Annotated in this window: 16 protein-coding genes; 4 read left to right on the top strand and 12 right to left on the bottom strand. The window is 35.6% G+C overall.

The window, feature by feature from the left end:
- The first annotated feature begins 160 nt into the window (after nt 1-160).
- Nucleotides 161-1,000 (top strand): pyrroline-5-carboxylate reductase ProI, encoded by an 840-nt coding sequence (proI, locus tag ACQVV1_RS04415; protein ID WP_242252169.1) that lies wholly within the window; start codon nt 161-163, stop codon nt 998-1,000.
- Nucleotides 1,001-1,052: 52 nt separating this feature from the next.
- On the opposite strand, the gene sdaAA is transcribed toward proI, so the two are convergent.
- The 4 genes from sdaAA to rnz form a co-directional block, all read right to left on the bottom strand.
- On the bottom strand, nt 1,053-1,931 hold the full coding sequence (gene sdaAA, locus ACQVV1_RS04410) for an L-serine ammonia-lyase, iron-sulfur-dependent, subunit alpha (RefSeq protein WP_063223027.1): 879 nt from the start codon (nt 1,929-1,931) through the stop codon (nt 1,053-1,055).
- A gap of 18 nt (nt 1,932-1,949) precedes the next feature.
- Complete coding sequence (gene sdaAB, locus ACQVV1_RS04405; RefSeq protein ID WP_060632200.1) at nt 1,950-2,609, bottom strand: L-serine ammonia-lyase, iron-sulfur-dependent subunit beta; 660 nt, start codon at nt 2,607-2,609, stop codon at nt 1,950-1,952.
- Between the two features lie 45 nt (nt 2,610-2,654).
- Complete coding sequence (locus tag ACQVV1_RS04400) at nt 2,655-2,792, bottom strand: hypothetical protein (RefSeq protein WP_161940519.1); 138 nt, start codon at nt 2,790-2,792, stop codon at nt 2,655-2,657.
- 560 nt (nt 2,793-3,352) lie between these two features.
- Complete coding sequence (rnz, locus tag ACQVV1_RS04395; RefSeq protein WP_309259305.1) at nt 3,353-4,276, bottom strand: ribonuclease Z; 924 nt, start codon at nt 4,274-4,276, stop codon at nt 3,353-3,355.
- A 189-nt stretch (nt 4,277-4,465) separates the two neighbouring features.
- Between rnz and ACQVV1_RS04390 the strand changes: the two genes are divergently transcribed.
- Nucleotides 4,466-4,717 carry a DUF3932 family protein gene (locus ACQVV1_RS04390; protein ID WP_431168646.1) on the top strand — a complete coding sequence of 84 codons (252 nt, stop codon included), beginning with the start codon at nt 4,466-4,468 and terminating at the stop codon, nt 4,715-4,717.
- A 229-nt stretch (nt 4,718-4,946) separates the two neighbouring features.
- Here ACQVV1_RS04390 and ACQVV1_RS04385 read toward each other — a convergent pair whose 3' ends face one another.
- Complete coding sequence (locus ACQVV1_RS04385) at nt 4,947-6,185, bottom strand: DNA polymerase IV (protein WP_242252172.1); 1,239 nt, start codon at nt 6,183-6,185, stop codon at nt 4,947-4,949.
- 144 nt (nt 6,186-6,329) lie between these two features.
- Here ACQVV1_RS04385 and ACQVV1_RS04380 point away from each other — a divergent pair, with 144 nt between their 5' ends.
- Nucleotides 6,330-6,530 (top strand): hypothetical protein, encoded by a 201-nt coding sequence (locus ACQVV1_RS04380; RefSeq protein ID WP_309259306.1) that lies wholly within the window; start codon nt 6,330-6,332, stop codon nt 6,528-6,530.
- A 44-nt stretch (nt 6,531-6,574) separates the two neighbouring features.
- On the opposite strand, the gene ACQVV1_RS04375 is transcribed toward ACQVV1_RS04380, so the two are convergent.
- Together ACQVV1_RS04375 and ACQVV1_RS04370 are read right to left on the bottom strand one after the other, a co-directional pair.
- Nucleotides 6,575-7,693 (bottom strand): tripeptidase T, encoded by a 1,119-nt coding sequence (locus ACQVV1_RS04375; protein ID WP_309259307.1) that lies wholly within the window; start codon nt 7,691-7,693, stop codon nt 6,575-6,577.
- Between the two features lie 127 nt (nt 7,694-7,820).
- Entirely contained in the window at nt 7,821-8,366 is a 546-nt protein-coding gene (locus ACQVV1_RS04370) for a GNAT family N-acetyltransferase (RefSeq protein ID WP_063223021.1), read from the bottom strand.
- Nucleotides 8,367-8,554: 188 nt separating this feature from the next.
- Here ACQVV1_RS04370 and prli42 point away from each other — a divergent pair, with 188 nt between their 5' ends.
- Nucleotides 8,555-8,647 carry a stressosome-associated protein Prli42 gene (prli42, locus tag ACQVV1_RS04365; protein WP_000549038.1) on the top strand — a complete coding sequence of 31 codons (93 nt, stop codon included), beginning with the start codon at nt 8,555-8,557 and terminating at the stop codon, nt 8,645-8,647.
- 72 nt (nt 8,648-8,719) lie between these two features.
- Here prli42 and ACQVV1_RS04360 read toward each other — a convergent pair whose 3' ends face one another.
- The 5 genes from ACQVV1_RS04360 to ACQVV1_RS04340 form a co-directional block, all read right to left on the bottom strand.
- Nucleotides 8,720-8,959 (bottom strand): DUF3894 domain-containing protein, encoded by a 240-nt coding sequence (locus tag ACQVV1_RS04360; RefSeq protein ID WP_029439874.1) that lies wholly within the window; start codon nt 8,957-8,959, stop codon nt 8,720-8,722.
- 130 nt (nt 8,960-9,089) lie between these two features.
- A complete protein-coding gene (locus tag ACQVV1_RS04355) occupies nt 9,090-9,650 on the bottom strand; it encodes a L,D-transpeptidase (protein ID WP_063223020.1) in 561 nt (186 codons plus the stop codon).
- 16 nt (nt 9,651-9,666) lie between these two features.
- Nucleotides 9,667-10,635 carry an aromatic acid exporter family protein gene (locus ACQVV1_RS04350; protein WP_063223019.1) on the bottom strand — a complete coding sequence of 323 codons (969 nt, stop codon included), beginning with the start codon at nt 10,633-10,635 and terminating at the stop codon, nt 9,667-9,669.
- Between the two features lie 100 nt (nt 10,636-10,735).
- Nucleotides 10,736-11,458 (bottom strand): amino acid ABC transporter ATP-binding protein, encoded by a 723-nt coding sequence (locus ACQVV1_RS04345; RefSeq protein WP_431168645.1) that lies wholly within the window; start codon nt 11,456-11,458, stop codon nt 10,736-10,738.
- Nucleotides 11,451-12,110 (bottom strand): amino acid ABC transporter permease, encoded by a 660-nt coding sequence (locus ACQVV1_RS04340; RefSeq protein WP_001046917.1) that lies wholly within the window; start codon nt 12,108-12,110, stop codon nt 11,451-11,453. The genes ACQVV1_RS04345 and ACQVV1_RS04340 overlap by 8 nt, the downstream gene beginning before the upstream one ends.
- Between the last annotated feature and the right edge of the window lie 21 nt (nt 12,111-12,131).

Here is a 12,131-nt window from a genome sequence, read left to right as displayed (position 1 = left end):
AGCCCCCCTGTCTCTTTCCGGTTCAAAAATGAATACTTCTTCAGTTTACAACTTCTATATATATTTGTCATTATTTTCAGATAAAAAGAGGTGTTTCCTATTTAAAAACGAATGTATGTACATTTATAAGAATTTCTACCAAATTTAAAGGAGGAACATCATGTCTATTCAAAACATTTCCTTTCTCGGTGCAGGCTCTATTGCTGAAGCTATTATTGGTGGCTTGTTACATGCAAATGTTGTGAAAGCCGAACAAATTACCGTAAGTAATCGTTCTAACGAGACAAGGTTACAGGAGCTACATAAAAAATACGGTGTCAAAGGTACACATAATAAAAAAGAACTACTTACTGATACAAATATTCTTTTTCTAGCGATGAAACCAAAGGATGTTGCAGAAGCGCTTATCCCTTTTAAAGAATATATACATAATAACCTGCTTATTATTTCGTTATTAGCAGGTGTTTCTACTCACTCGATTAGAAACCTACTTCAAAAAGATGTTCCGATTATTCGCGCCATGCCAAATACATCTGCTGCTATTTTAAAATCAGCTACTGCTATCTCGCCTTCAAAACATGCAAAAGCGGAACATATTCAGACTGCAACAGCCTTATTTGAAACGATTGGTCTCGTCTCTGTTGTAGAGGAAGAAGATATGCATGCTGTCACTGCATTATCCGGAAGTGGCCCTGCTTATATTTATTACGTAGTAGAGGCGATGGAAGAAGCCGCAAAAAAAATCGGTTTAAAAGAAGATGTTGCAAAGTCACTTATTCTTCAGACGATGATTGGTGCTGCTGAAATGCTAAAAGCAAGTGAAAAACACCCTTCTATTTTGCGAAAGGAAATTACTTCTCCTGGTGGAACGACCGAAGCTGGCATTGAAGTATTACAAGAACATCAATTTCAACAAGCCCTTATTTCTTGTATTACACAGGCTACACAACGATCACATAATCTCGGGGAAACATTAGAACAACTAACAAAAGAAAAATAAGAAATGGAGCTCAATCTTACTTGAGCTCCATTTTTTTATAAACATATATTTTTTAGTTATTAGTCTTTCCAAAAATCTCTTCTTGCAGACGGCGACCAGTCGGTGTTGCTGCAAGTCCACCTTCAGCTGTTTCACGAAGTGCTACTGGCATCGTTTGTCCGATTCTAAACATTGCCTCAATTACTTCATCACATGGAATTGTACTCGTTACACCAGCTAATGCTAAATCAGCTGAAATCATCGCATTTGCAGCTCCTGCTGCATTACGTTTTACACAAGGTACTTCTACAAGTCCTGCAACAGGATCGCATACTAAACCAAGCATGTTCTTTAATGAAATTGCCATCGCTGTAGCTGCTTGATCTTGTGTTCCACCAGCCATCTCAACTGCAGCTGCAGCTGCCATTCCACTTGCTGAACCAACTTCAGCTTGGCATCCTCCTGCCGCACCAGAAATACAAGCGTTATTCGCAACAACCATACCAAAAGCTCCTGCTGTAAATAAAAATTCAATCATTTCTTCACGTGTAGGCTGCAATTTTTCTCTTAGTGCAAATAGTACACCTGGCACTGTTCCAGCAGACCCTGCCGTTGGTGTTGCACAAATAATTCCCATCGCTGCGTTTACTTCATTTGTTGCAACAGCTTTACTCACTGCATCCAAAATCGTATCTCCAGATAAGCCTTTTCCGCTCTCCATATACGCCTGAACTTTTACAGCATCTCCGCCAGTTAAACCAGTTGGTGATTTCACACCGCGAATACCACGTTCTACTGCTTGCTCCATCACGACTAAATTCTTTTCCATACCCGCAATTACTTCTTCACGTGAAATACTTCTTGTTTCCATTTCACATTGAATCATAATTTCTGCGATTTTTACATTTTGTTCTTTAGCTTGCGCCACTAGTTCCGCTGCGTTCCGAAACATGGTGTGTCCCCCCTGCAATTATTCCATAATAGTTACTTGACAAATATTTTGTTGCGCTTTTATTTCTTCAATCACTTCATTTGCTAATAATTCATCTGTTTCGATAACCATCAGCGCTCTTCTTCCTTTTTCTTTACGAGAAACACTCATTGTACTAATGTTGATCTCATGTTTCGCAAGGATTGAAGCTACTGCTGCAATAGCACCGAAGCGATCGTTATTTACAATAAGTAGTGCTGGACTCGTGCCTGATAATTGAAGATCGAATCCGTTTAATTCTACAACTTCAATTTTACCGCCACCAATTGAGCAAGCTACAACTTCAATTTCTTCTTCACCTTTATACAAACGAATTCTCGCTGTATTTGGGTGAGGTGCATTTGCATCCTCTTCAATGAATTCCACTTCAATTTCGCGCTCTTTTGCTATATCTAGCGCTTCTGGAATACGTAAGTCATCTGTTTCAAATCCTAATATTCCACCAATTAACGCTACATCCGTACCATGCCCTCGATACGTCTTTGCAAATGATCCATATAATGAAATGCTTACTCTTTCTGGTTCATGACGAAACAGCTGGCGAGCAACTTGCCCCATTCTTGCTGCCCCTGCTGTATGTGAACTTGATGGACCAATCATAACTGGACCAATAATATCAAATACTGAGCGATACTTCATCATAACTCCCCCTAAACCTCTATGAAAAAAATTTTCACTATTCTATTAAGCTACCAAATCGGTTGCTTTTCCAGTTGTATTACGAATTTGTTCCGCTGTACGAATTGGATTGTTTTTGAATAACAGTGAAGCAATATATCCTGAAATAATACCAGTTATAATATTAAATAAGAAACTTAGCATTACCTTCATTTAAAAATAATATAAGATAATCTACGGTAAAGTCTTGTAGCAATCCAAAGTTTAACACAGAACCCCTTACAAGCATAGCACAAACAAGTGAAACACCCATTGCTTTCATACCTTTTGATGCCTTAAAGCTAAAAAGTGAAAAAGACTTAATACAAATAATAGTAATATCCTTCCTATTATAATTTCCATGTTGCTCTCTCACGATTTATTCAACTTCACTTGTTATGATAAATGAATCAAACACATGTAGCCTACAGTAAATTATAATCTGTCCTCATTATAGCCTGTTTTTAATAAAACGCTTACTTTTATTGAATTTTAAAAGTTCTGAATAAAAATCCGTTTTTGCTATTTGTATCACTCGTATGTCGTCTGACTTATATAACAGTTTTTCTAAATAATCAATACTATGTAGTTTCATCCTATATCTTCACATCATTAAAACTTTCTGTTTCATCCAATATAAGCATAAAATGATAACAGCTTTATTTTAAATTTTTTTTAGAAATAAAAAAATGGCAACCTTTCGTCACCATTTTTTTATAACATTATTATCTCTCCACTGGAAATAATTTCAAATCTGTAGCTATTTCTGTATTAGAAAATAGCTCTCTTGCCTCTTTCAATAATTCCTTATATGTATCTCCTTGATAACGAGAACTAATATGAGTCAATATTAATCGTTTTGCATTTGCCTGAAGTGCAATACTTGCAGCCTGCTTAGATGTAGAATGAAAATAATCATACGCTTGTTGTTCATCTTCTGCCGCAAAAGTTGCTTCATGAACAAGTACGTCAGCGTCTTGTGCCAGCTCTCTACTCGCTTCACAATATCTCGTATCACCTAAAATGGTAATAATTCTTCCCTTTTGAGGCGGACCGATAAAGTCTTTTCCATTTAGCATCGTACCATTTTCTAATTCAACTACTTCCCCATCTTTTAAACGTTTAAAGAGTGGACCTGGTTTCACGCCCATCTCCAGCAATTTATCGACTAAAAGAGCACCTTGTATATCTTTCTCTATAATACGATACCCAAAACATTCAATACCATGTGACAACCTTTTCGTTGCCACGTGAAATTCATTATCTTCAAACACAGTACCTTCTTCTGTTATCTCAACAATTTCAAGTGGGTATTTTACATGTGTCGTACTTACTGATAATGCCACTTCAATAAATTGTTTAATTCCTTTTGGTCCATACACTGTTAAAGGTGTAGTCCCTCCTTGAAACGAACGGCTTCCTAATAAACCAGGCAATCCAAAAATATGATCACCATGTAAATGCGTAATAAATATTTTTTCAATGCGGCGTGGACGTACTGACGTATGTAATATTTGATGTTGCGTCGCCTCGCCACAATCAAATAACCAAGTCTGTCCTCGTTCTTCTAACAATTGCAAAGCAATTGCCGAAACGTTCCTTCCTTTCGAAGGAACACCTGCACCAGTTCCTAAAAATACAAATTCCACTTTCTTTCCTCCAGCTCTTTATATAATCTACCTTCCATCTTACGGAATGTTATTTCAAATGGCAAATCGATTTTACATAACCAATCATCTAGACAACTATATATCACGAACGTTATACTCGAAAAACTTAGCAATCGTTCGTGTTTTATGCTAAAATGATTATACTACATTTTAAGGGAGCGTTTTATTATGAAAGAAGCATTTCGTTTACAAACTGATTTTTCATCTTCATTTGATCGCTGGGTAAGTTCTTTCGTGTCTGATCACCCAGCACAATTAGAATGGACGACTTTGAAAGAGTTAATCCATGAATATACAACAACACATACAAATGATTCGTTACCAACATATATTTCTTCAGCTTTCACATATTATGCACAACGTGTTTCAACAACAAACAGTTCAGAAATTGTTATTTTTGAAAATAATACAATCTCTTAATCTATCATAAAAAGCACTGGTTACAGTGCTTTTTTATTTATATTTATATAGCAAATCGGCATATTCCGTCCAAAATTTGTATACATACTTTGATGAAACTCATCTAAAATTATCTTTTCACTTGAGTTATTAAATAATTCTTTTGCTTGTAGTGCAAAAGAGACAATTGGTTTTCTATAAAAACTTTATAATAAAAAGGGTCATGATATGTACTGCTTCATGACACCTTCTACATAAACTTATTTTCTAATTTTTGCTGAAAAGACTTTTCTTGCTTACGTAGTAGTTGACTACCTCGTTGTAAAATTGGCATTCCATACTTATCATTAATTTGATCAATGACAGCAAGTAATGGTTCTTCTTTCGCATCTTCTTCAAATGAAAACAAATCTAATTGTTTCACCGATTCTGTCTTCCACTCTATTTCAGTAGCTGTAACACCTAGCAAACGAACGGAATCACCATCCCAATGTTGCTTCCATAAACGAGAAGCTGCTTGAAAAATATCTCGTTCTTCCCAAATGGCATTTTTCAATTGCTTACTCCGCGTTACTGTTCGCCTATCATGATACTTAATCATAATTTGAATATTATAGCTGACAAGAGTTCGCTTTTGTAACCTCTTACTCACTGATTTTGATAGCCGTTCTAACATATCAAGTAATTCTTTCTCTTCATCCATATCCTTTGAAAAAGTCATCGAGTTACCAACGCTTTTATGTTGTCCCATTTGACTCGGATCAACTTCCCTATCATCCATACCTTTTGCCCGCTTTTGTAAATCAACACCGTGCTTTCCAATTTTAGCGCGAATGATATGTTCGTTTCCCTTTGCTAACTGCTCAATGGTTTGTATATGAATAGCATTTAATTTTTCAGCTGTTTTTTCTCCAATTCCATGCATCACTCCAACTGGAAGTGGCCAAATCATTTCTGGAATATCTCGTTTTCGAAGCACCGTAATACCGAGAGGCTTTTTCATATCAGAAGCTGTTTTTGCAAGGAAAAGGTTTGGAGCAATTCCGATGCTACACGGCAGCTGTAACTCTGTTAATAACGCTTGCTGAATCATCTTTGCTATTTCAAGAGGTGAACCAAGTGCGTAGCAATCTGTAATATCTAAATACCCTTCATCTATTGAGACTGGTTGTATTTTTTCTGTAAAACGGGAAAGAATTTGAAACATTTGAAATGAAGCTTCGCGATATAATGTAAAATTAGGACGTCTTATAACTAATTGTGGGCATAACCGTTTCGCTTCCCAAAGAGGCATCGTTGTACGTATTCCATATTCTCTCGCCTCATAACTACATGTTATGATAATTCCTTTTCTTTCTTTTTCATTTCCAGCAACCGCTAACGGCTTCCCTTGTAATGATGAGTCATGAGCAATTTCAACAGATGCGAAAAAACAATTCATATCTACATGTAAAATAACACGACCCTTTTTCGGATACATTTCTCGCATAGTACTCACTCCCTAATCAGAACGTTCGTTCTTTTATTATATCAAATTTTGCACAATAATTATAATAATTACTTGTTCTTTTCTATCATGTTTATTGCTATAATTTAAATAAAGTGGATATATTTGTAATCAGGAGTGATTACTATGAAATCAACTGATAAACTCAACTATACGTTCCTCGTAATTATACTAATCGTCGCAATCAATTATTTACTTCTTCCTATTTTTGATATGAACATAGCTGGTTTCCTTCCTCGCCTAATCCATGTAGTAACAACTTACATACTGCCATGGATTTTCTTGTATTGGCTTATCCGCCTTGTAAAAGCAATCGAATCAAAATAAAAAGCGTGTAAATCACAATTGATTTACACGCTTTTTCTATTACATTACTTCGCTACTTCTTCAATAATTGCAACAACTAATTCTGCTGTTTTCGCTAATTCTTCAACAGGAATCTTTTCGTTTGTTGTATGAATTTCTTCATAACCAACCGCTAAGTTAACTGTTGGAATACCGTGTCCTGCAATTACGTTTGCATCACTTCCGCCACCACTTTGGTGAAGAGAAGGTGTACGACCAATTGTTTCAGCTGCACGTTTTGCAACCTCTACAACGTGATCGCCATCAGCAAATTTAAATCCTGGATACATAACGTTTACTTCAACGTCTGCTTGACCGCCCATTTCTTTTGCAGTTGTTTCAAATGCTTCTTTCATTTTCGCAACTTGTACTTCCATTTTTTCATTGATCAAAGAACGCGCTTCTGCAAAGATTTGTACATGATCGCAAACGATATTCGTTTGTGTACCACCTTCAAAACGTCCAATATTTGCAGTTGTTTCAGAATCAATACGACCAAGTGGCATCTTCGCAATTGCTTTCGCTGCGATAGTAATTGCAGATACACCTTTTTCTGGTGCTACACCAGCGTGAGCTGTTTTTCCGCGAATAATTGCATTCACTTTCGCTTGTGTTGGAGCTGCAACAACGATTTCACCAACTTTTCCATCGCTATCTAATGCATAACCGTATTTCGCAGTAATGCGCTCACGATCTAATGCTTTTGCACCAACAAGACCAGATTCTTCTCCAACTGTAATAATAAATTCAATTGTACCATGAGGGATATTTTTTTCTTTTAAAACACGGATTGCTTCGAACATTGATGCTAATCCGGCTTTATCATCCGCACCTAAAATCGTAGTACCATCTGATACGATATATCCATCTTTAATAGAAGGCTTAATTCCATTACCAGGAACTACTGTATCCATATGAGAAGTAAAGTAAATTGTATCAACACCATCTTTTGTTGCTGGTAATGTACAAATTAAGTTACCTGCACCATGCCCAGTAACAGCCATTGTGTCATCTTCAAATACTTCTACACCTAAATCTGTAAATTTCTTTGTTAATACTTTGCAAATTTCTGCTTCAAATTTCGTTTCAGAATCTACTCGTACTAATTCCATGAATTCATTTACTAAACGTTCTTGATTAATCATAAGACTGCGCCTCCTGCACTACCATTATGTATGTAACACTATTAATTATAACAGAATTTCGCAAAAGTTTCGAAATACAAGACAAAAAACAGACGGTTTATATGTCTAGATAACCATCTGCTTTCTATTACTCATTTAACAATACCCAGCGCATATGATCTTCCCACACTCCATTAACCATTAACATCTTTCTAGACACGCCCTCATATTGAAAGCCTATCTTCGTCACTACTTGTATAGATGCTAAGTTTCGCGGCATAATAGGTGCTTCTATACGATGTAATTGAAATTCTTCAAAAGCAACTTGAATAGCTTTTCTAAGCGCTTCTGTCGTATAACCTTTGTTTAACTCTGCTTTATCTAATTTATAACTGAGTACACAAGATTGATAAATTCCACGAACAATTAAATTAAATGAAATACACCCAATTATTTTCGTATCATCACCCTTTTTAAAAATCCAAAGCCTGATGATTTTACCTTCTGCGAACTCTCTTCTATCCTTTTGTAACTTTTTCTTTTGATAATCTAACGTAAAAAAATCATCCGGTCTATACTCTTCCCAAGCTTTTAAAAATTCACGATTTCTGTCGTAATATTGAAGAACTTTTTCAGCATACGACTCATCAATTTCTCTTAAATGCAAACGATTTGTTTCGTATATTTTCATCATTGTATCTCCATTCTTCAGCTTGCATAACAAAAAACTTATACTCCATCATTTTATATATTCTCTACCTACATACAAATTTCCTGTTATACTTTACACGCACTTCTCGAATTTTGTCATTTCTCTCCCCTTGTCCACAATATCATTTCTCGTTACAATGATATTGTACTGATTTGCAAGGAGGTATAACGATGCATAAAAAAGCTCAAAAAGTTATGATTTATGTAATGCTAATTTCTATGCTTGTAACAACATTACTTGCTGGCGCAAGTATGTTTTGGTAAGAAGGACGATGTGTTCGTCCTTTTTTTACTTTTACACACAATAAAAATAAACCATCTCGAAATCGAGATGGTTTATTTTGTATAAAGCACAATCGCTACAATACTAAAGGAAAATGACATTACAAGCGCTATTACAAAACTTGTATATTGTTTCTGCTGAAATGCCCCAATAACAAAAGTAAGATTGAGTAATGCCATACATACAATCGCTACAAGATAAGAACATATATTAAAAGTTGCCAATATGAATGTAATAACAAATAGAAATCCCATAAAAAACTGCATATACGAAAGTTTTGGATTCAAGTACATATGAGCAACCCCTTTATCTAATTTTACTCCGATTGGTTTGGGCTAATAATGAGCGGGTAATAACCTCCCACTGATTAAAGTTTCACTTTACCTTTCTATACTCTCATTAACGCATGGTTATGTACACATGTCAAGACAACTTATTACAATAGAAAAAGCCAACCTTTTCGTTGGCTTTTTCATATGCAATGGCTCCTTTTTCTTTTGCCAATTGCTGAAATGATTTTTTCGATTTTACAATCCATACTTTCGTTCCAATTGGAATGCGATCAAATAAATATTCCACATCGTTTTTCTTCATTCTTATACACCCTTGTGAAATATACTTTCCAATTGAACTAGGTTGGTTTGTACCATGTATTCCATATTTACTCCCATCAGTTCCTCTGGCATTAAATCCCATCCACCTAGATCCAAGTGGATTTTTTGGTGATCCACCTGGAATATTTTTCGCAATATAATATGGGTCCTTCGCTTTCATTACAATATCAAAAGTTCCCTCTGGAGTTAATTCGTTTGTTTTCCCTGTCGCTACTGGAAAAACCTTCTGAATTTTCCCATCGTCAATATAAGCTAATTTATTCGTCGCTTTATTTACAATAATGAAAGGATCTCCGGCACGTGGATTATCACCAAGAGGCCAAATAGGCGATAAAGAAAGGCATAATATGAAAGAGAGAAGATACGGCATAAACAATCCCTACCTTCTATATAAGTTCTTTTATATTATCCTTTCCCTTAAAGCGGCTTTTAATGAGTAAATATTGCTCCATTTCATACACAAGTTGAACAAGTTTCGCACGTATCTCAAATTCTTCACGTGTAACTGGTAATGGCATGTCTCTAAATAACTCTCGCATTTCTTGAAGCTGTCTTAAGGAAATAACCCCAGTACTCTCCGGGCTAATGGCATTTCCAATGTTTTCAACCACATCCGCAATCATGTCAGCTTGTTCATATGTCCATGATAAAGAAGCAGCTAATGGTATCATTCGCTCTAAAATTTCGAATTGTTGCATACGCATATTAAAATAGCGGTAGTAATAACTATCTTCTCGCATAAATGCATTCTCAAGTTTCTTAAACGATAAATCCCTTGCTTCATTTAACATATTTTCAGTTTCAATAAGTTCTGCCCCGCTCCAGCTACTTTCCCTGTTTCGTAAATACACAACCATTTCAAACAAAATTGTTTTAAAATTACTTTCTATTTTATCCTGATACTCTTTTAGTTTATTTTCACTACTTGGCATATACATATTCACTAATAAAGCCACGCTAATCCCTATCGTTAATATCGCAATTTCGTTCCCAACAATAAGCCATGTAATTTGTTTCAATGAATACAGGTGCATAACAATAACTGAACTCGTGACAATACCTTCTTGAATTTTAAGCATAACTGCAGTCGGAATAAATGTAAGTAATAATACACTAATTGCAAGTGGTGTATAACCAATTGTTTCAAATATACAAAACGCGAATACCATTGATAGTACACAAGCTAAAAAACGATGTAACGACACTTGAAGTGATTTACGTTTCGTATTTTGTACACATAATATAACTAAAATACCCGCTGAACTATAAAATTCTAACCCTAATAACTGAGCAATAAAAACTGCTGCGCCTGTCCCTATTGCTGTTTTTACTGTACGGTATCCAATTTTGAACATAGCATTGCTCCTATATGTATAAACTTATTTAAAGTTAGTATAAAAAAAGGATGACACAATGCCATCCTTTTCTACTTATTATTCACGTAACCTTTACATATTACAATATTTTTTGTAAAAATTGTTGCGCACGCTCGCTTTTCGGTGCTGCAAAGAATTCTGCTGGCGCACTATCTTCTACAAGTTTTCCACCATCTAAAAAGAGAACACGATCTGCTACTTCTTTTGCAAATCCCATTTCATGTGTAACAATCGCCATTGTCATTCCTGTCGTAACTAATGATTTCATAACTTCTAACACTTCTTTTACCATTTCTGGATCTAGTGCTGATGTCGGTTCATCAAATAACATTACTTCTGGTTCCATCGCTAACGCTCTCGCAATTGCTACACGTTGCTTTTGTCCTCCCGAAAGACGATTCGGATACGTATCTTTTTTATCTAATAAACCGACCTTTTCTAAAAGTTTTTCGGCTTTCTTTTCTGCTTCTTGTTTCGTTACTCCTTTTACATTGATAGGAGCATACGTAATATTTTCTAATACAGTCATATGAGGAAATAGGTGGAAATGTTGAAATACCATTCCGACATTTTCACGAACGTGCATAATATTCGTTTTCGGATTCGTTACTTCTTTCGTTCCAATCCAAATGTGACCATTTGTCGGTGCTTCTAACACATTCATACAACGTAAAAATGTTGATTTCCCTGATCCAGACGGTCCAATAATTGCTACAACTTCCCCTTTTTCAATCGTTGTTGTAATTCCTTTTAATACTTCGTTTTTTCCAAATGATTTATGAAGGTTTTCAATTTTAATCACTTTTCTTCATTCTCCCTTCAATTGCCTTCCCGACTAATGTAAGAATAATGACTAGCATATAATAAATGAGTCCAACAAAAAGTAATGGTTCCAGATATTTAAACGTCTCACCGCCTACAATGTAAGCACGGCGCATTAAATCCGTTGCTCCTATTACTGTTACTACAGCCGATTCTTTCGTAAGTGTCGCAAACTCGTTCACAAGCGCTGGTAATATATTTTTTAATGCTTGAGGAAAAATGATATTTCGCATCATTTTCCCGTAAGGAATCCCTAAAGCCATTGCTGCTTCTGTTTGTCCTTTATCAACTGCTTGAATGCCGGCACGGATTACTTCTGACATGTATGCACCTGAATTCAAACTAAATGCTAGTACAGCCGCTAAAAAGGCCGGTATTTCATAACCAATTATTTGCGGTACACCGAAATAAATAATCATTAATTGCAATACAAGTGGTGTACCACGGAAAATTGATGTATAAAGATCTGCCGCTATATTTAATGCTCGTATTCTAGCAATTTTACAAAGCGCTAATAACGTTCCTAAAATAAATCCTGCTAAAGCTGACACTGCTACAATTTTCAAAGTAACTTCTAGACCTTTTAATATATACGGTATCGAAGGCGTAATCGCTGAAAAATCTAAGTTCATTCTTTTCATTCCCCTCACAGA

The sequence above is a fragment of the Bacillus basilensis genome, assembly GCF_050630465.1.
Classification (GTDB): domain Bacteria; phylum Bacillota; class Bacilli; order Bacillales; family Bacillaceae_G; genus Bacillus_A; species Bacillus_A basilensis.
The sequence above is the reverse complement of the archived record's forward strand: the minus strand, read 5'-3'. Positions and strand labels throughout refer to the sequence as shown.